Source organism: Orenia marismortui DSM 5156 (genome assembly GCF_000379025.1).
In the GTDB taxonomy this organism is placed as follows: domain Bacteria; phylum Bacillota; class Halanaerobiia; order Halobacteroidales; family Halobacteroidaceae; genus Orenia; species Orenia marismortui.
In genome coordinates, this window is record NZ_KB900617.1 from 486138 (window position 1) to 508063 (window position 21926).

15 protein-coding genes are annotated in these 21926 nt (G+C 32.6%); all 15 read right to left on the bottom strand.

Features of this window, described 5'->3' with window-relative positions; all coding sequences use genetic code 11:
- Positions 1-43: 43 nt before the first annotated feature.
- Positions 44-2275 (bottom strand): carboxypeptidase regulatory-like domain-containing protein, encoded by a 2232-nt coding sequence (locus OREMA_RS0102095; protein ID WP_018247635.1) that lies wholly within the window; start codon positions 2273-2275, stop codon positions 44-46.
- Between the two features lie 191 nt (positions 2276-2466).
- Positions 2467-4374 carry a porin family protein gene (locus OREMA_RS0102100; protein ID WP_018247636.1) on the bottom strand — a complete coding sequence of 636 codons (1908 nt, stop codon included), beginning with the start codon at positions 4372-4374 and terminating at the stop codon, positions 2467-2469.
- A 351-nt stretch (positions 4375-4725) separates the two neighbouring features.
- Positions 4726-5754, bottom strand: a complete 1029-nt coding sequence (locus OREMA_RS0102105) for a LacI family DNA-binding transcriptional regulator (RefSeq protein WP_018247637.1) — start codon at positions 5752-5754, stop codon at positions 4726-4728.
- Between the two features lie 209 nt (positions 5755-5963).
- Positions 5964-9224, bottom strand: a complete 3261-nt coding sequence (locus OREMA_RS0102110; protein WP_018247638.1) for a hypothetical protein — start codon at positions 9222-9224, stop codon at positions 5964-5966.
- 255 nt (positions 9225-9479) lie between these two features.
- The gene (locus OREMA_RS0102115) at positions 9480-10460 is read right to left on the bottom strand and encodes a phosphotransferase family protein (protein ID WP_018247639.1); all 981 of its coding nucleotides are present in this window, start codon (positions 10458-10460) and stop codon (positions 9480-9482) included.
- A gap of 127 nt (positions 10461-10587) precedes the next feature.
- On the bottom strand, positions 10588-10788 hold the full coding sequence (locus OREMA_RS0102120; RefSeq protein WP_018247640.1) for a hypothetical protein: 201 nt from the start codon (positions 10786-10788) through the stop codon (positions 10588-10590).
- 30 nt (positions 10789-10818) lie between these two features.
- Positions 10819-11247, bottom strand: coding sequence for a cupin domain-containing protein (locus tag OREMA_RS0102125; protein ID WP_018247641.1), 429 nt, complete (start codon positions 11245-11247; stop codon positions 10819-10821).
- Between the two features lie 423 nt (positions 11248-11670).
- The gene (gene mgrA, locus OREMA_RS0102130) at positions 11671-12666 is read right to left on the bottom strand and encodes an L-glyceraldehyde 3-phosphate reductase (protein WP_018247642.1); all 996 of its coding nucleotides are present in this window, start codon (positions 12664-12666) and stop codon (positions 11671-11673) included.
- 71 nt (positions 12667-12737) lie between these two features.
- Positions 12738-15473 carry a GH36-type glycosyl hydrolase domain-containing protein gene (locus tag OREMA_RS0102135; protein WP_018247643.1) on the bottom strand — a complete coding sequence of 912 codons (2736 nt, stop codon included), beginning with the start codon at positions 15471-15473 and terminating at the stop codon, positions 12738-12740.
- A gap of 55 nt (positions 15474-15528) precedes the next feature.
- Complete coding sequence (locus OREMA_RS0102140) at positions 15529-16848, bottom strand: 6-phospho-beta-glucosidase (protein ID WP_018247644.1); 1320 nt, start codon at positions 16846-16848, stop codon at positions 15529-15531.
- Entirely contained in the window at positions 16838-17188 is a 351-nt protein-coding gene (locus OREMA_RS0102145; protein ID WP_018247645.1) for a PTS lactose/cellobiose transporter subunit IIA, read from the bottom strand. Before OREMA_RS0102145 ends, OREMA_RS0102140 begins: the two co-directional genes overlap by 11 nt.
- 47 nt (positions 17189-17235) lie before the next feature.
- Positions 17236-18588 carry a GH1 family beta-glucosidase gene (locus OREMA_RS0102150; protein WP_018247646.1) on the bottom strand — a complete coding sequence of 451 codons (1353 nt, stop codon included), beginning with the start codon at positions 18586-18588 and terminating at the stop codon, positions 17236-17238.
- A gap of 82 nt (positions 18589-18670) precedes the next feature.
- Complete coding sequence (locus OREMA_RS0102155; RefSeq protein ID WP_018247647.1) at positions 18671-19546, bottom strand: carbohydrate ABC transporter permease; 876 nt, start codon at positions 19544-19546, stop codon at positions 18671-18673.
- Positions 19547-19560: 14 nt separating this feature from the next.
- Positions 19561-20472 carry a carbohydrate ABC transporter permease gene (locus tag OREMA_RS0102160; RefSeq protein WP_018247648.1) on the bottom strand — a complete coding sequence of 304 codons (912 nt, stop codon included), beginning with the start codon at positions 20470-20472 and terminating at the stop codon, positions 19561-19563.
- Between the two features lie 51 nt (positions 20473-20523).
- Positions 20524-21858 carry an ABC transporter substrate-binding protein gene (locus tag OREMA_RS0102165; RefSeq protein ID WP_018247649.1) on the bottom strand — a complete coding sequence of 445 codons (1335 nt, stop codon included), beginning with the start codon at positions 21856-21858 and terminating at the stop codon, positions 20524-20526.
- Between the last annotated feature and the right edge of the window lie 68 nt (positions 21859-21926).

Genomic DNA, 21926 nt, shown 5'->3' on the forward strand with positions numbered 1-21926 from the left:
AGACACCTCAGCATCCACGATTTTGATGGTTTTGAAACTATTACTACTGAGCAGATTCAAAATAAATATCTGTTAATAATATTTCCATACCTGCTGTTTGATCTGCCGAATTATTGTGTATTGCTAGTTGAGTAACTCCTGATAAATCTCCATAACGAGCTAAATCAATAGTAAGCTCTTTCCACCCGTTCCCTAAATCTATTATTGTATAGTTACTATCTGAAGTAGTCAAATCATATGGAAACTCTGGTGTATCGGCTCCTGTTAATTGTACTAAAATCATTGGATAATCACTTGTTTTAACTTTAAGCTTCATTGTATCATAACCTGCTAATGAACCTGCTTCAATCTCATTATAGGCTAGTACATTACCCCAACCAGAACCATATTGAATGCTTATACAAGGGTTATAATCTGTATCATCTGCATAAGAGAGATTTTGTGTTGTTCCTGTACCCCAAGTATCTAAGCTACCTACTAAATCTATAGCACCACTTGGAATTCCATCAGTTGCATATAAATATACTGGATCTGTTGTTGCTTGAATTTCTTCTAATGTAAGATTGATAGTTGTGTCCCCTGATAATACTATAGTTTTTGAAGCTTTTTGATATCCTGCTAAATTTGCTTCTACAGTATATTGTCTATTCTCTAAATTGAACACTGCATTTCCTAAAGCATCTGTTGTTAGTGGAGTTGCTGTATTAGTCTGCTTAATTGATACAGTTGCTCCCTCTAATGCGGCTGTCCCATCTGTTAGATTTACTGTCAACGATGATGTTGATAATGCTGTACCTGATGTTACTTTTACATTATCTATTGTTACAGTAGATGCTAGACTTGCATCACTTATTGCTCCTAAACAAAAGTTAAGTTTATAAAGGGGAGCTGTTGTGAGTCCAGAAAATTCAAAACTTGCTTGATAAGTCTGCATTGTATCTGTTAAGCGAAAATCAAATTGTCCTGGTGATACAGCTGCACCTGTTGGTGCTACTTCTAATCTAATATCTCTTGGCACATTTGACTTTGCCTCAAATGTAACTAGATATCTTCCTGCTCCTGGTACTGTTATACCTTCTTTATAAAACTGTGTCTTCCAAAATGCATCTCCTACTTCATTAACATCTAATTCTACCGCTCCACTTTCTACTGTAGCTGTTGTTCTTCCTTCTGACCAAATTGTCCAATCTTCACCATCTAATGTAACTGTTCCATCTGTTGTTCCAGTACTTGTTGCTGTAGTTAAAGAGAAGTCTAAAGAATTATCTGCTCCATTAATAGTCAACGATTGAGAAGTAGTCTCATAGCCACTAGCACTTACATCTACTGTATAAGTTCCATCTGACAATGTAAATGTAGCTACACCATTTGCATCTGTTGTAGAATCTATTCCATCAACTGTTACTGTTGCCCCCTCAATTACACTATCACTAGAATCTCTAACAGTTGTTGTTAACATATATTCTGCTGGTTTTTGTGCTTGAACTTCTTTTAGTGAAACATTATCAATATAGAATTTTGTTGCTTCACCTGTTCCTAGTTCAAATATTAAATCTCCTGTAGTTGCTACACTCATATCTGCAGTAAACTCTACAGTATATGTCTGCATTTCTGTATTCAAACTCTTAATGTGATTTCCTCCTATATCATTGAACCAAGGATCTGCATCAAGCTGTTCTCCAATATTAACTACAATATCTCTTGCTACATCTGCTCTTGCATCAAATCTAAGTATATAATCAGTTCCATCTACTAATGTTATTCCAGATTGAAATAACTTTGGATCATAAGTATTTCCACCAGTAGCTGTTACATCTGCTACTAATTCTCCATTTCCTATTGCAAGTGATACTGCTCCTGCATCACTCCAAGTTTCCCATTCACTTCCTAGTTCTGTTTCAAAGTCTCCATTTGTAATTAAGTTTGTAGAGTTATCTGTAGAACCACCATCAGTACTCTCAGTTAATGTTATGTCTTTACTGCTACCGTCTCCATCAATAACTACAGCTTCAGTAACAGTTTCATAACCAGTAGCACTTACCTCTACTGTATAATTTCCGTCTGTTAATACCACTTGAGCTATACCATTTGCATCTGTTGTAGCAGTTGTTCCATCAATTGTTACTGTAGCACCTTCAACTGCACCACTAGAATCTGCAACATTTACTGTTAATGTATACTCAAGAGCATTATTTGTATCATTATCATCACTACTACATCCAGCAAAAACCAATAACCCTATTAATAAGATCATTAAAATAGGTAATCTCTTCATTATTATCCCCCTTTGAATTTATATCAAGGTCAGTAAAATTCAATTCAATTTCTGATCAAAGATAATGATTATTAGTTCATATTAAATGAGGTAAGGATAACTTAATTTAGTATTTAATAATAGTTGTTATGAAAGCTTACAACCTATTTCAGCTAACCTTACCTATATAACTTTTATAATTTGATTTTTGCTTAGAAGTTTACGTTATAAGTAGCTTTAATCTCATGTGTTGTATAGCCACTATAGTTTGGAGCAATTGTACTAGTATTAGGCCAATTATTCCATGCATAATTCTCTGGTCCATGTTCCCAACTTTCTGCACCATCATACCATTGATGCTCTGCTTCTTTTTTATACACTGAATTTACTAAATCATCTGCAGTAGCATCTCTATCTAAATTATAATTATCGTATTTATACATTAAACTAAAGCTACTATTTTCAGTAATCTTATAGCTAGCTCCTAATTTAATTAAATGTTGTCTACCACTAGCATCTTTTATCACATCATTATCCTCTGTTGCATAACCGAAATCATAGCTAGTAGTTAAAGTAACAAATTCATTTAATTTATAACTACTTCCTGCCCCTACTTTAAAACGAGTTTCAGTAGAGAAGTTCTGATCAATAGCCTTATCATCACCAGTATAGTAATTAATATCACCATGTAAATCTGCAGTTAATCTTTCATCATCAACCAACTTATATGAGCCATTTACATTAAAATCATTATATTCCATATCTACATCAAAGTTATCATTCTCTCTAGTCATAACTCTATATGAAGCACCTAGACTCCAAGGACCATCACCAAAGGATACACCAGCTTCAACCTCTGTCTCAGTATCATCTTCGTCACCATTTAATTGGCTTCTAGTCATTTCATAATTAGTTAAATCTAAAGTAACTGTTGGATTAAACATTGTCTTTAAATCATAACTAGCATTCAAACCTAAACCTTTCTCATACCCTGTACCATCTCCATAATTGAAATTAGCATCTCCAAACCAAGAATCCATATCATGATCTGCTCCAATTACAGCTATATAATCTTCTCCTACATTCTTATAAAAAGTATTAACCTTTAAATTAGGTAATGGATTTACAGTAGCACCAACCTCAAATATATCAGTATCTTCCTTAGCTCCTTGGCCGCTTAAATCATAAGCTGGTGTATGCCATGGAATATTCTGCACATTAATAACTTCTGTTACATCATCACCATATTTAGCAGTAATAAATTCACCATTTAAAGTAACCTTATCTGTTAAATAATAATCACCATTAATAACTAAATGTAAATTATCAAGGTCTTTATCAAAGTTCTCTCCTTGTTCATCAGAACTTTTATCATGAGTATTTATAATAAGAGCCCCAAGCTTTCCTTTAGCCAAATCCTTCTTCAAATCTGCACCATAAATTAATTTATCTGCTTTCTTAAATGTATCATGCTCATTAACTATTATGTCATCTCCAGCACTACTTGCAGTACCAGGAGTACCCTTACTTGTTTGGAAGACAAATCCCTGTGTAGCCACTCCAGCTATATCAGTCTGTACCAATATCCCTTCACCATAAGGAGTCATTTCTCCCCAGTTATCTTCAAATTGAGTAGCAAGAACTCTTTCATTAAAATTATAGTTGAAATTATTAGTAGCAATTATTTTAGCATATTTAGTATCTGCAGTAAGAGTTAAATCTCTTAACTGAACTGGAGAATTATCTCTTACAGTTGGAGTCTCTTGTACTCTAGTAGCTCCTGTACCATTAGGATAACCATTAAACTCATCTGTAAGTGATTCAAATCCAGCATTGATTGTTACAGTATCATCTACTGTAATTTTAGTATTTAATAATATCTTGCTTTCAAATTTCTCTCGATTATCATTTGGATTATCAGTTGTAGACTGTTTCCAGTCACCAGTCCCAAATATATTAGTGTTACCATTCATAGAATACCAAGGATTTCCATCAACTTCTGTAAATTCATCAAAAGTCAACCATAATCCCCCATCAAATTCGATTTCTGTCTCTGCAAATGCAGGTAGTGCTAATGAAAAAACTAATAAAAAAGTAAGTAATAAGGAAATCTTTTTCATAAATAAACCCTCCTAATATTAATTAAGTTTAAATTCTAATATGATTTCTTTCAGATTTAAATTATTAGGACTTATAGGCTTATAAACTTATGCATATAATTCAAATTAATATTAGCTAACTATCCCCCTTTTTAATTTAATAGTTTTGCTATTATTATTAAACTGTCAAATATCACAATGATATTGAACAGTCTTCCTTATCAAAGTTAATATATATTGATGAGTTGTTTTGTTGACTTATACAGGACTATACCACTAGATCTAAAATTTAATTATAACCTTATTATTTTGTACACTTTGATATATAACACAAAATATACATAATAATAAAATTATAATTCAACATTAATTCTAAAGTTTATTTAAAGAGATTACAGATTCTCTTTTAATTAATTCCATATCATAGACTATATCTTTAGAGCTATCTATTATTAATTTATCATCTATTTTATTCATTAACATTTCCATTCCTACATATCCCATTTCATATCTAGGCTGTTTAAGAGTAGTTAATGGAGGTGTTATTAAAGAAATTATATCTAAATCATCACAACCAACTATAGAAATATCTTCCGGTATTTGCAGACCAAATTCCTTGATAGCCCGAATACCACCTAAAGCCATTGCATCATTAGCATAAAAAATTGCTGTTACTTCTCTATGATTCTTCAAGATTTCACAAGTAGCTTGATGTGAGTCTTCCCCATTAAAATAACCCGATTTAATTAGTCGATAGTCTATCTCAAAATCAGCTAATGCCTTCTCATACCCCTTCACTCGATCTCGAGAAGATTGTAAAACATCTGGACCTTTGACACAAGCTATCTTTCTATGTCCCAATTCCAAAAGATAGTTAGTAGCTTTATAAGCAGCTTTACAATTATCAACATTAACTGAAGGTATATTATCAGAATCAACTCTTCTATCTATAAATACAATTGGTATGCTGCTCTCTTCCAAAAATTCAAGATAGGATTCAGATATATCTATCCCGCCACCAATCATCAAAACTCCATCTACTATTCCCTCTCTTAGCATTTTAATCTCTCTTAGTTCTTCTTTAGCAGTCCAATGACTACTACATAACATTAGATTATAATCCTCTTCAATAACCTTCTTTTCGGCACCTTTAATATATTCTGAGAAAAAAGGATTAGCTATATCAGGTATTATCAAACCAATCGTTTGAGTCTTATTAGTAGCTAAACTTCTTGCCAATTTACTAGGCAAGTAATTAAACTCTTTCATCACTTTTAAAACCTTTTCTCTTGTTTTTTTACTAACATCAGATTTATTATTTAAAACTCTAGATACTGTACTTTTTGATACTCCAGCTTCCTCTGCAATAGTATATATATTTACACTTTTATTGCTAGACATAATATAAGATCCCCTTTTCGGTACCGCTCCCAGTAGATATTTATATTATAATATAATCCCAGTGACTTTTCAAGACTTATTTTAAAATAAGATGTATTTTTTTCCACTTGATTTGAGGAGATTATTTTTATTTAGATTTTTAAAGTAGGTCGCTAAGTAAATTTCTTTAATTCAATCTATATATTTAGCAACCTACTTTTAATGATAAACTAAGCTAAGAAGATATCTATTCTACTAATCTCTCCTTGTCTAACTTTTTCAGCAAGATCAGCTTTAACTTCTGAATCTTCTACTACAATCTCTTCCCCATTTTTAGTCAACAACTTATAACTTTCAATATCTACTCTATTATCACCAAAAGTATTAGCTCGACTAGGGTTATGATAAACCACTAAAGTCTCACCTAGGAAACGATGAGCAAAACTATTTTGAGGAATTGCTATCTCTTTGCTTTCAACTTCACTAATCTGAAGTTCTATAGTTTTAGCTTCAGTGGTAAATAAATTACTAGATAATACTGGTTCTGGTTTATAAATTAACTCTCCATCATTTACAGTAAATGGATTAGAACCAAAGCACATTAATGACCACATATGAATATATTCAGCAGTAGCTCCACTTAAACGAGCAATATATCCTCGACCATGATTTTTCTTATCACTATTAAGAGTACTTAGAATAAAAGAACTATTTTCCAATATGCTACGACCGTAAACTTTAGGGTCTTGGAAAGGAACTAAAGCAGTATCAATAGCTTGATAATATTCATCATAAAGTCCTGCTTTCAATAATTCTAGCAAGTATTTATATTCCATATGCATCCAAATAGAACCATTCTCGAGCCATCCTGGACTGAATGCTCTAGCACGACCAATTTCATAGCTTTCATCATTTAAATCACCATTAACTCGATACATCCCTAAAGGTTGATCATATAAATCACTATTATGAACACTTTCATGTAGTTTACGAGCTTCTTCTTTATCCTCTAAAACTTTCATAGCCCTTACCTGTCCTTCTAAGAATGCAGGTAATCTATGTTGCTCAAATTTAGTTACTTTTACATGAGCTAATCCTTTAGACGAAGTTTCACCAGTCTTTTCATACTCTACTGCATCATAGGAGAAGTACATTGTAAATAATCCTGTATCCTCTTCCTTAGCAGCCTCAATTCCATAATTTAATTTAGCTAAAGCCTTATTGAAGAAATCTTTAAGAGTCTTGACAGATATTTCTTCTTCTGCTCCAGCAAAGCCCATAAATACTTCTTCACGATATCCTTCTCTTAAAGAAGTAGCAAGCTCCCAATATTTAAAGTTATCTTTATCTTCAATCCAGGCATTTAAAGCATCTACAATGCCTTGATAGAAACTATAAAGCTCTTGAGGTAATTTAATAGTATCATCAACATCTGCTAGAGAATCATTTAAAAAATCTATAATTCTCTTTATTTCAATACTTTCTGCTATAGCAGAACCAAAAAGTCCAGGTAGACCATTAAGAGCATCATACCACCCTGGCTTATTAGCTTCCATCTCAATTCCCATACCATATGGATCTAAAGCAGAGACTTTATTAACTGCTAAAGCAAGGAATTTAACAATCAAATTCGTATAATAGACCTCACCTGTTCCTTTATTAGTTCTGACAGCATAAGGAAGATATTCTCTATTAGCAATTAACTGCTCTTTTTCTTCATCTTCATGGACAGATTCATATTGTCTTGGACCATTATCAGTTAAAACATACTTTTTGCTTCTTGGCAAGACCTTAGTAAAGTTATCATAGAAGGTATAACTTTCATCAAATAATAAATCTTTTAAATTTTCAGGATATACAGCTAGATAATTCTCTACTAAATCTAATGTATAAGTCCAGTGATCTATCCAATATCCTTCACCATGCTTAGCCACTGTCCAAGAATCAGCATTATCTATAACTAGATCAATAAAATCTTTCATTTCCAAGTTGATATCTATATTAAAGTTATCAATAAACACAGCAATTTCACCTGGCGTAAAAGGTTTTTCCAACCTTTTTGCTAATTTTTCTTTAGCTTCTTCAGAAACTTCATCTAATACAACATCTCTAGCTTCTGTTGTCGGAATATAGAATTTACTTCCCTCAATTACTAATGGATTATAGCCATCAGCTTGGATTAAATTAGCAAACACTTTGATATTATCCTCTTTTACTTTAGGATTAAAGTAGTTATCACAACGACGGTTCTGATTTACATCTCTAAAGTTACCATTACCCTGTGAGTAATAAGTAGGTTCTAATAAGAATTCATTATAGTCACGTTCTAAGTCTCCATGCTTACGAGAAAAAATATGGTAAGTCTGTTCATTCCCCTGGCTTCCTAGGCTAATAGGGAATCCGCCTCTAAGTAAGTTATCCATAAAGGTTTGACGACTATAAGCATCTAAAGTAGGCTCACCACTTACAGTGAAAATATAGTCAGCATAGTAGTTATGAACCTTTTTCGTTTCTTCTTCTTTATTATCCAAGAAACTAGCTGCTAAAACCTTCTCTGCTACTTCTGCAAGTCTATCTTGATCAGCAAGGTTTCCATAAACTGAATCAATTTGAACCTCTTGACCTGCTTCTAGCATTTTTTTAGTTGCAGACATAGCTGTTGGGAATCTATTCTCTAAGATCTGTTCTCCCTTATAATCAGCTAATTCCTCTCTAATAAACCCAAGTGGTTCATCTAAGCTAGTCATTTCAGCAAAAACAACATCTGGGTCAACTAATGGCATTAGTAGTTTATTATTTTCTCCTTCTTTTACAAAAGAAAGATAGAAATTACCTGCATCCATCTGTTTTACTTCTGCTTCATCCTCAGCTGAAGCTCTAAGCTTATAAAAAGGAGTCTTATTTTCAAAAGAATAAACCTTAGCCCATGCAGAAACAGTCTGACTAACTTCTTTTAAAGCCCCATTCTCCATACCATAAGGTACTAATATAGGCATACCATCCAGAACTTCAACTTCTTGATCTTTATCAGAAATATTTTTTACTTTTACCCTGCGGACTAAAGCACCAAAATCTTCATTAGGTACGATGAAATAATTTACTTTAACCTTAAATCCTAATTTTAAATTTTCTTCTTCAATTGTTAAAGCATGAGGAGCAATTGTCATCTTGGTTGAAACTCCCTCACTCAACTTTCTAAAGGGTTCATAAACAATTTCTTCTAAATCTTTTTTTAGCTTAATAAAGGTTCTAAAACCTTTAGTTGGAACATTGCGATAGGACTTATTAGCTGGGAAAAATTCCATAATCGGATTATCCTTATCCTTAGATCCAAAACTAGCAATTCCTTGACCCCGATTAACATAGAAAGCCCAGATAGGAATTCCTAATTTACCAGCAATCCCAGGTAAGAAACTTGCAAAAGTACGTTTATTCTGATAATTTTCTATAATAAAATGTCCTTTTTCATTTAGTGAAAATTCTTTACTCATTTATGTTACCTCCCTCTATTATTGTTCTAAATAAAGATAAACTTAATGATATTTTCAAATTTATTTGTTCATAACTATACAAGTTGAACTAATTATTTTCATAAAGGATATAAAGCAAAACTTTTTTGATGCAGACTAAAATCTGATTTAAAACTTTAATTCATTTAATTTTTCAATCTTTAATCTCTATTTATCTGTGTAAATCTTCATCCCAATCTTCTTATAGTGAGCTTAATATAAAGAACTTTAATACAGTTATATACACTTTATTTCAATTAGATCATTCAATGTATTATTAAGCTCTGATCTTGCCCAATTAGCTATACTTTTGTCCTTATATTGCCTATAAGTGGACTCAATTATCATGATAAGATATAAATATATTTTATACAACATACACCTTATTTCCTCATCTTTACTTAAACTATCTTTTCCCATATATGCATCCATGAAAATATTATTTCTCATAAGAAACCCACATACTGCTTCCAATAATGGATCTCCAAATAAAGCACGCTCACAATCTACAATTCCAGTAATTTGGGCTGATTTGGGATCTACAAAAATATTTCCTTCCCATAAATCCTTATGAACAAGTGATGGGGTTTTTACTTGATTTAATATATCTCTTTGTTCATTGAGAATATCATATAACTTATCATTTTTATATGAAAATGATATTCTAACATCTTTAGCATCATCCAAAAGATCTTTTATCATATTTAAAAAAGCTTCTGCCCATGTACTAAACCTCTTATTTTCTTGAGAGATATGACCAAAATAATCTCCTCTTATCATATTTATCTTCTTAACAATTTTACCTAGTTCTAAATAAATAGCATTATACTGTTGCTCTGTAAGTTGTTCACGTATCTTATCAAGAGAAGATCCAGATACAAATTCCATGAAAAAAAACTCACTATCAATAATCTCTCCACTACTATCATAATATAAAACCTTAGGAACAGGAATACCTTCGCTTTTATACATCTCATTTAAAGCAAATACCTCTGTTTTCATAAGATTATTCTCATATCTCATAACTTGAACATCTTTCACAGGAGAAACCTTCAGTACAGTTTTTGGACCTTCACTAATATCTATCATATAAGCAGTATTAAAAAAACCATCGGTTAATTCTCTGATCTTTTCTAGCTTTACATCTCTTCCAAAAGCTTCTTGTGTAAGTCTTATAACTTCTTCTTTTCTAAGCTTTGTTTTGGTTATGCTCTGCATAATCTCTTAAGGCTCCTTATTTGAATTTAAAAATAACTTAGCAAAGGCTTATTAGTCAATTATACCAATTTCCTCTTTAGTTATTACTTGAATCTATCTCTAAAGACCTTAAAACTTATTAATTAATTCACATCTTAATTGACTTATAATACTCTAAAACTAATTCATTTAAACCTTCTCTAGAGTCAGTGATATCTGCAACTATAAATTCTGCTTCTTCTCCTATGATTATCGCCATCAATTTATTGATTCTACTATTAACTTTTTTAAAAAATTGAGTATATATATCACTATAGAATTGATGGTATACTTGCTCATATGCTTCCATTATTAGTCTCCTTATAATTTCATTAACTTATTATTTCCAAAGAGATTCTGTTAACTCAACTAATTTACTCTGTTGCTTTTCATTTAACTCTATCTCTGGTGAGTTCTCTAAAGTGGTATCTCTATTCTCTACAATTAAAACCATAGCATCTTCACTTAAAGTATGGGTATGCCAAACTCCTTGCTTAATATTGTACATTTTACCTGGCTTCATATCTTGACCATATATTTCTCTAACCTCTAATTCATCACCATCACCGATAAATAAGATACATTTACCTTTTAATAACACAAAAACCTCATCAGTCTGATCATGCTTTTGCATTTTAGTAATCTCCTGTGGAAGCAACTCATCACAATAATTTAAAATTGCTACTCTCCATTCACCATAATCAACTACAGGCTTATATCCTTCATCAATATACTCTTTTACCTCTAATAAATCTTTGATAATCCCCATAGTTTCACTTCCCTTTTCTATCATATTAAAATCTTAAACTTTCTAATGATATCTATAAGCTTCAAAACTTTACTATCTATATAGAAACCGATAAATATTTCATTATAAGTTGAAGTAATTACTTTAACAAAAGATATAAATAAAAATCTTCTTTTAGCACGAATAAACACGCGCCCTGAGAGTGATTTTCTCGAAGAAGTACTCTTGGGGTGAATCTATACTAATAGTTCAAAAGAATTTTATTGATAAGTTAATTTTTTAGTCCTTTATTCGTGTTAATCACCCCAAGAGTACTTCCTCAATCGACAAAAGTCCTCTCTTTCAAGGCGCTGTGTTAATTCGTGGTTAAAAAATCTTTAAATTTTTTTGTGTTCTATATAGAATCTGTGCCATTCTGTGTCTAATTCTGCTTTTGCACAACATTTAAGCTTTTAAAATTGCTTCTATCTTAGCTAACTCTTCATCACTGAAATCTAAGTTTTCTACAATCTTTACATTCTCTTCAATCTGACTGGCCCTACTTGCCCCTACTAACACAGAAGTCACTCTTCCTCTTCTTAATACCCAAGCAAGTGCCATTTGAGCCAAAGTCTGATTCCTTGATGAAGCAATCTCATTTAAACTTCTAACCTTATTAAGTTTCTCTTCTGTAATATCTTTATCATTTAGAAATTGACTTGAACCACCAGCTCTAGAATTAGAGGGAATCCCTTTTAAATACTTATCTGTCAATAACCCTTGAGATAAAGGAGAAAAGACTATTGAACCAACACCTTCATCTTCTAATAGATCTAATAGTCCATCATCTTCAACCCAACGATTAAACATTGAATAAGAAGGTTGATGAATAAGGCAAGGAGTTCCTAAATCTTTTAATACAGCTAAAGCTTCTTTAGTCTGTTCAGAATTATAATTAGAAATACCAACATAAAGAGCCTTACCTTGGCGAACAATACTATCTAATGCACCCATAGTCTCCTCAATTGGTGTATTAGGATCTGGACGATGATGATAAAAAATATCTACATAATCTACCCCTAACCTTTTAAGACTCTGATCTAAACTAGATATGAGATACTTTCTTGAACCCCAATCACCATAAGGGCCTTCCCACATTCCATAACCTGCCTTAGTAGAGATAACTAATTCATCGCGATACCCTGCTAAGTCTGTTTTAAGTATTCTTCCAAAATTCTCTTCTGCTGAACCAGCAGGAGGACCATAATTATTAGCTAAATCAAAATGAGTTATACCTAAATCAAAAGCTTTACGAATCATAGTTCTACTATTTTCAAAATTATCATTATTACCAAAGTTATGCCACAAACCTAAGGAAACTGCAGGCAATTTCAAACCACTATTACCACAACGATTATATTTCATATTCTTATATCTATCTTTGCTTGCTACATATTTCATATATTAGCCTCCTATAATAAGGCTATAAGTGTGACATTAATAAGCAATCACACTCAATACCTTTTTTATAATTAACCTAATGTAATCTCTACTTGATGAGTATTATCTGCACTTAATTGATCTACTACATCTCTTTTAATTACTGTATATCCATCTTTTACTTCAAAATCAACCTCTTTACCATTGATTATAACTTTTTTAATACTGTATTCTCCAAATTCAATACCATCTTTATTGTTATAAGTCACATTTAAAGGTCTATTAGCAAAAATAGTATAGATACTAGCATTCCCTTCATTATCAAACTGTTCTTTTAATAATTTAGGGTCTAATACTAAATTACCTAACTCTCCTCTAACTCCATAAACTTGAGTTACTTCTGTTAATAACAACCAGCTAGCAGATCCAGTCAAGTAGTGGTATAGACCTCTTCCACGTTCATTGATATACTCTGGTATCCCTGGATAGATTCTGCTTCTTTCAAAGTCATTACAATGTTTATAAATAGAGTTAATAACCTCATATCCTTCCTTAGCAAAACCACGTTGGTAAAGAGCATTACCATACATTACAGCCATATGGCTAAACATTGCTCCATTCTCTTTATGACCGAAAGCAAAACCAAATAATCTTCCTAAGTTGGTCTTCAGCTCTTTAAAGTTAGTATTTAAACGATATCCACCAACTCTATCATCTTTTAGATAATGGTCAGCTGCTTTGACTATCTTCTCTATCTGTTCATCAGTAGCTACTCCACCCATAATAGGAAATACCTGACCTGTTAGAGTCATTCTTGTACCTAATGGGTGATCACCTTCTAATCTCTCTCCATCATTATCATAATAAGCATTGAACCATTCATAACCTTCACTATTTCTAATCAACTCATTCTTGCGTAGATGATCTACAATCCACTTACCTTTAGCTTCTAAATCATTTGCAAGTTCCTCAATGGAAATTTCAACCTTATCGCCAGAAAATTCACTCGCACAACTATCAAAATATTTATCTAACAATTTATGCTTAGCTTCTACTGAATCATAATCTATCCTATCAGCTAATGTATCTAATAATAACTTCATCTCTTCAGCAATCTCTATTTTATCAATACCTTTGTTTTCTGATAGCTTGCGTAATAGCTTAGCCATCTCTAATAAATTACTAGAATATAAAGCTGTAAAGGCTACACTCTCCCCTCTTTCTTCAGCCATATCTAAACCATCATTCCAGTCAGCACCCTCTAGCTTGAAGTTATTATGCTCACCTACATTAAAGAATAAGGTCAAATGCTGAACTAACATATGCTCTAAAATACTTCCCTCATAAACATTACCTTCTCTATCTAATAATTTATTTCCATCTTCAGGCTTCCAATTTTCATCCTTCTTCTCTGAGCGATAAATTTGAGCATCTTTAAAATAAGTCTGACCTTCTAATAAGAACTCTAAATCTCCACTCTGATCGATATATAGCTTAGTAGTTAGAAATGGCCAAGAACCATGATCCATCCATACCCTGCTGATATTATTTCTATCTGCTATAAATTCTCCAGGCTTAGAACCAATAATAGTAGCGTTACTTCCATCAATTCTGACTCCAGCAAAGTTATTGAACAATAGATCCCTTACACCTTCAGGCTCCATTAAAAGAAGTGCCAAACAATCTTGCCATAAATCTCTCCATCCTCTTCCTCCACGACCATAATCGTGATGTGGTAGGAAAGAACAACCATAAATTCTTCTTAAAATAGGTTGTAAAGTAACCCACTTCATCCATTGATCATAATCTTGATTGCCAGAATTGAATTGCACTGTATTAATCTTCTCTTCCCAGTAAGCTTTATTCTGACTTATATACTTATCAAATAAATCTTTACTTAAATATTTTTCTGCTATTTTTTCTAAATTGGTAGCGTTTTCATTAATTACAATAGCCAGAATATAAGATTTCTCTTCCCCAACTTTTAATATCCTGTCTTTAAATCTCAATGCTCCAATTGCCTCAAAACCTTCTGTTTCTTCACCAGATTGACAATAAACATCTGTATCTTTAGCAATAGACTTAGGCCACTCTAAATTTCCACCTTCTCCAATGAAATCTTCTACAACTGGACAGAACTCTATAGGTTTCTTCCCATCCTGCTCTGCTCCTAAAACACCATAGCTAACATTATTAACCTTATGTCCCCGTTCATCAAAAGATAATGTAGGATTGACAACTATACCACTGTCTATAGTCTTAATCTTATGTAGCAAAGAAGTTACATGCCGATGATCTCTTAAATTATCAGCAGAACGACCATATACAGGTATAGCAGCTGTAGGAGTTATCTTCTTATCTTCATCTCCTGTATTAATAATCTTAACCTCCATCAATTCTACTGTATCATCATTAGCAGGAACAAAACTAGTTATCTCTGATTTAATTCCTAACTCACCATTTTCTCTAATTACCTTATGCCATAGTAGACCAGCTTCAACAGTAACGCTTTCACCATCTTGCTTAAATCGTGAAGCTATTTGTTGAGCTGAATTTCCTGTAGCAGACCAGATATCTCTTCCATCTATATTAATCCAAAAGTTTCTTGCTGATTTAGTATTATGCAAATCCTCAACTGAAACTGGCATCAAAGCAAAGGTATTCTGACCTGTCTTAATATCCCCATGCAAATTAGGAGTGATCGCAGACATCATTCCAGCTTCATTTGTCAATGGAAAATAAAGATAATTACTCTTATCTGCATCTTCTAATCTAAACTCTCCATTCCCTCCAATAAATTCCCAAGTTTTATATGATTTTTCTGCCATAAACTTATTCCCCTCTCTTTTTATTATAAGAGTCTTATATTTAAACTCAGTCTTACTAACTATTTAGACTAAACTGAGGTAAGTAATCTATATTCTCTCTAATAATATCATCTAATAAAGGCTTTACAACACTACTTTCAACTAAGGGATGCAAAAGTAAAGCTTGATAGGCAGCATCATAATCACCATGAACCCCTGCTTCAATAGCTAAGATTTCATAGTCATTAATCACCTGTATCAAACCTCGAATTTTAGGAGATAATTCTTTACAATCCAGAGGATGAGCTCCTTTACTATCTACGTAACATGTTCTCTCAATAACTGAATCATTAGGTAAAGAAGCTATAGTTTCTTGATTTGGAACATTTAAATAATGAATATCACCTTTATCATTATAGATAGCACTCATAAGTTCACAAGCGGCATCAGAATAATAGTGCCCTCCTCTTTCATTTAATTCTTGAGGCTTCTCCCTTAAACTAGGATTCTGATATAATTCAAATAGAAAATCCTCTAGTTCTTTAACAACCTCTCCTCTAGTACCTTCATTTTTGGAAGCTATAAGCTCCGCTTCTAATATTTTCGCCGTATTATAATAATATTTATGATAAGGACAAGGCAACATCTTTAATGACTGAATTAAATCTTTCTCCCAAGGAAAATCTGATATATTCTTTACTGTAATCTTTCGTTCAGAAATTAAACCTTCTATAATATCATCTATTTTACTCTCACCTTGATAAATTACATCTCGACCCCAGACCAAATGATTTAAACCAACTATATCTAAATAGATATCATCTCTACTTAACCCTAAAATATCAGCTGAAACATTATGCATTACTACTGGGACATTACACAAACCTATACATTTTATCTCAGTATACTTCTTAACTGTTTCTGTAATAATCCCACTTGGATTAGTAAAGTTAATTAGCCAGGCATTAGAGGCTAACTCCTCTATATCCTTACAGATATCTAATATAACTGGAATAGTTCTCAAAGCCTTTGCCATTCCTCCGGCTCCTGTAGTCTCCTGGCCTAGACAGTTATATTTCAAAGGAATCTTTTCATCTCTAATCCTAGCATCTAACTGACCAACTCTAAACTGAGTAATGATAAAATCAGCATCTTTGATTGCTTCTTTTCTATTCAAAGTCAGATGAACTCTGATGTCAACTCCAGCTTCTTGCACAATTCTTTTAGCTAATCCACCAACAATCTCCAACTTCCACTGCCCTTGCTTAATATCTACTAAATATAAATCTTTGACCGGAAATTCATCATACCTTTTAATAAGACCTTCAATAATCTCAGGGGTATAACTGCTTCCTCCTCCAATAACAGTAAGCTTTAAACCATTCTTAGAGTTCAATATTATCCCCCCTTTTATTCAAACTCTTCTTCAAGCTATGGATCTCTTTTTCGGATTGAATTAGCTCTTTGACTAAATCTCTACTTAACATAGCATTCATCAAATGATCTTGGGCATGTATCAATAATAAACTTATTTCAAAATCCTTTCCTTGGGCCTCTTTAGTCATCAAATCTGTCTGTTTCTTATGAATTCCCTGTAATACTTCAGTTGCTTCGTTTAATTTAACTTCTGAATCGTTAAACCTTCCTGCTCTAGCTAATGACAAGGCTTCAAAAATAATGCTTTTAGCCTTACCTGCCTGAGCAATTATTGTGAATATAGTTTCTTTAGGGATCATAATAAACTCCTCCTAACACCTTATCTTGTAAAAATAATTATTAACAATTAAATATCTAAAGTATTATTTGCTATTACATTTTGATACCAATAAGCACTATCTTTTAAAATCCTTTTTCTATCTTTATTATAATCTATATATATAATTCCAAAACGTTTGTCATATCCATAAGCCCATTCAAAGTTATCCATTAATGACCATACATAATAACCTTTTAATGGAACCCCTTCTTTTATAGTTTTATAAGCCCTTTGAAAATGGCTTTTTAAGTAGTTAATTCTCTCTTGATCATGGACTCTACCATCTTCAGATATCTCATCATCAAAAGCAGCACCATTTTCAGTTATATATAGAGGCTTTTGAGTATATTCTCTATTAACTTTAATTAATAAATCATAAAGCCCATCAGGATAGATCTCCCAATCCATAGCTGTATATTTACTATCTTCAGGTTTTACTCCTTCAATTTTGAAGAAATCAGAATCTTCATTATGTCTAACTAAAGAACGACTATAATAGTTAATACCTAAAAAATCTATCTCCTCTTTAATAATATCCATATCACCAGCTCTAATATCTAGTTGATTAAATTTTGCTCCATAAAGTTCAATCAACTTTTCTGGATATTTCCCCTTAAAAAGTGGTTCTAAGAACCAACCATTAATACAAGCTTCCATTCTTTTGGCTGCTTCATTATCTTCTTGACTATTAGAATTAGGATAGGAAGAAGTTAGATTTAAGGTAATTCCTATCTCACCATCTAACTCCAATTCTCTATATTTCTTAACTGTTAAACCATGTGATAATAAGATATTGTGAGCAACCTGCATAGCAACTTTAGGATCTTTAATCCCTGGTGCATGTGATCCAGTAAGATGACCATGAACAGCTACTACATAAGGCTCATTATGAGTAATCCATTGTGATACCACATCTCCAAATTCATTAAATAGAATCTCAGCATAATCTACAAAGTACTTTACAGTTTGACGATTAGCCCATCCACCTTCATCTTGTAAAGCCTGTGGCAAATCCCAATGATAAATAGTAATTGCAGGTTTAATTCCAGCTTTTAAAAGTTCATCAATTAGATTTCTATAAAAATCTAAGCCTTGTTGATTAATTTCTCCTTTACCTTCTGGTAATATCCGTGACCAGGATATAGATAAACGATAGCTATCAATGCCTATCTCCTTCATTAATGCTATATCCTCTTTATATCTATGGTAATGATCACAAGCTACATCCCCTGTATCTCCATTCTCTACTTTACCTGGTGTATGACTAAATCTATCCCAGATAGATTCACCCTTAGCATCTTCATCAAAAGCACCTTCTACCTGATACGAAGCTGTAGCCGATCCCCAGATAAAATCTTTAGGAAAAATCAATTTATTCATATCCTGCCTCCCATCAACTAAGTATTCTATTCAATAATCTATTTCAGATGTTTTTTCTTTAAATTTAACTGTAGATTAATCTTTAGCCTTTAGTTGCACCATCGGTTATACCAGCAATAAACTGCTTAGAAGCAATAACAAATGCAATTACAATTGGAGCGATAGCTAAAGTAGCACCTACAGCTTGGCCACCCCAGTTTTGATCTATCTTTCCTCCTAATTTAGAAAGAGCTACAGGAATAGTGTACATCTCTTTCTCCTGTAAGATTAAAAGTGCTTGCATATAATTGTTCCATGCTGCAAGGAAAGTTAATATTCCCAAAGTTCCTAACCCTGGCAAACTCATTGGAAGTATAATTCTAAAGAATATTTCAAGTTCTCCACACCCATCTATTCTAGCCGCCTCTATAATATCATCTGGAATATCCTCCATAAATTGTCTCATCAAGAAAATCCCAAAGGCATTAGCCATACCTGGTACAATTAAAGGCTTAAAACTATTAATCCAACCAAACTCCTTCATCATAATAAACCATGGAATAACAGACAATAGACCTGGAATCATCATTGTACCTAACATAATCAAAAATAGTTTTTCTTTACCTTTAAATTCATACTTAGCAAAACCATAGCCTCCTAGAGAACAGAAAAGTAAAGTAGCTGCTGTAGCTAAGACTGAAACGATTATACTATTCAAGATATTCTTATAAAATGGCATAGCATCTAGTAAAGTCTGTAAGTTATCCTTGAAAGAATCTCCAAACCAAATTGGTGGTGGGAAACTGAAGATTTCTACATTGGATTTTGTCGATAATACTAACATATAGTAAAAAGGAAATAATGTAACTATAACCCCTAAGAATAATAGAAAGTATATTAACCCCTTCTTTAATCCTCCTTTAAACTTTTTAGCATATCCCTGTGAGGCATCAATCTCTGTATTAACATTTGCCTTCATCTAATTCCCCTCCTTTATGAATCGTCTCTAAAGAATTTATTATTTAACAGTGATAAACCAACTATTAGGAAACAAAGTATATAAGCCATAGCACTTCCAGCCCCAAAGTCTAGATACTCAAAACCAGTTTGATATAAATACACAGCTGTAGTTAGACCAGCCTGATTTGGACCTCCACTACCTCCAACTAATAGCATAGGTTCAGCAAATAACTGTAGATTTCCTATAATAGACATCGTTACACCAAAAAAGATAATTGGTTTTAATAGTGGCAAAGTAATATTAAAGAATTTCTGTCTAGTACTTGCCCCATCAACCTCTGCTGCTTCATATAAGCTATCAGGTATTTTTTGCAAACCAGCATAATAAATAATCATATTCCAACCTGTAAACTTCCAAGTAACTAATAAAGCAATAGCCGGTTTTACCCACTTTGCTGACCCTAACCATCTTATAGGTAACTCCAAACCAATCAGATTAAACAACCAGTCTATTGGTCCAAAGGTCGCTAAACTCTTCAAAAAAGCATTTAAAATCCCAAAATGTTCTCCATATAAAAGTCCAAATACCATTGCTATTGCTACTGAAGAAGTTATATATGGAAGAAAATATGCAGATCTAAAAAACTCTTTGAACTTTACTGTTCCTTTGTGTAGCATAAATGCTAAGAAAAGAGCTATTACATGTTGAGGAATAGTGGTTAACATAAATATTACTAATGTATTATAAATTGACTTCCAAAACCATGGATCTGTTAAAACATATTTATAATTACCTAATCCAACAAACTCCATTGCAGACATACCATCCCAGGTATGAAAACTTAAAAAGAACGAATATAAGATAGGGAATACTCCAAATATGGCAAATAAAATAAAAAATGGAGAAACAAAAATATATGGTGCTACTTTTTTACTTAACCTCATCATCAGACCTCCTTTTTAACCAAGGGGATGCCATCCCCTTGGTTGTTATTCTTATCTTCTTTTAGTCTTTCTTTCAATTAATTGTTTAGCTTCTGTTAATGCTTTCTTAGGATCTTTATCATTTTCTAATACTTCAGTTAAAGCACTTCCTAGAATATCTCTAGCAATCGCATCATTTGTATTAGTAATAACATTAGGGATGTTTTGAGCTGTTTCAGCCCAAAGTTTTCTTACTTTCTGACCCCCATAAAACTCTACTTCTTCATCAAATATTGGAGCATCATATGTTTCTGTTAAAGATGGGAACATATCAGCTGACTCAAATGATTCTAATTGAATATCTTGTCTTGTAGCTACAAATTTAATAAATTTCCAAGCAGCATCCTTATGATCTGCATCTTTAGGGATTCCAGCAAAAGATCCTCCCCAACTTACATTCATACCATTTGGAAGTTCTGCAACTCTCCATTTTCCTGCTGTATCAGGAGCAATCCAATTTTTGATATGTCCACCTAACCAAGCACCTGAAGGAGCTATCAAAGCTGTTCCTTGTTTAAAGGTTGCATACCATTCATTAGTCCACTCTCCAATTTTACCATCCAATCCTAAATCTCTAACTTTCTTAGCCATTGTAAAAGCCTTTACAAACCGTGGAGAATCAACTATACAATTTCCTTCTTCATCAAAGTATCTCTCTTCACCACTTTTAGCAATCATATTATAAACATTTGTTGCATCTGCTATTAACCACTGATCATTAACACCATCACCATCTCTGTCTTTAGCAAATCTCTTTCCCACCTCAATCCAATCTTCCATAGTCTTAATGTCATCAATGCTAACACCTAACTCATCAAGCTTATCTTTTCTATAGAAAATTGTACCAGGAGCAATATCAGTAGGCATTGCAACCATCTTACCATCTTGAGTTGTTGCTTGAGCCCATGCATAAGATACAACCCCATCTTTAAATTGTTGAGCGTTATAAGGTGCTTGATTTAAGTCTTCAAATCCACCTTTAGCTGCAAACTTTCCAATGTGAGCAATTTCAACATAAGCCACATCTGGAACTTCTGCACCTGCTGCAATCTTAGTTAATAAAGTATTGTGATGATCAGCAATATCTGTTATCACTGGTTCAACCTTAATATTTGGATATTTCTTCTCAAAAGCAGGAATCACAACATCTACCATAGCCTCATCTGCCCAAGAAGATACCTTAAGTGTTATTTGTCCTGCCTCAGTATCTTTACTGGATTCTACCATCTTTTCACCATTAGATGAATCCTGAGAAGTCTCAGGTGCTTTTGATGAACAAGCTGATAATAATAAGACAAAAACTAACATACCCATAATAACTAGATTTTTCAAACCATCTTTTTTCATTATTATTTCCTCCTCTGAAATAAAAGTGATTTTTCAGTTAATTTTATAAATTACTCAAGTTATATAAA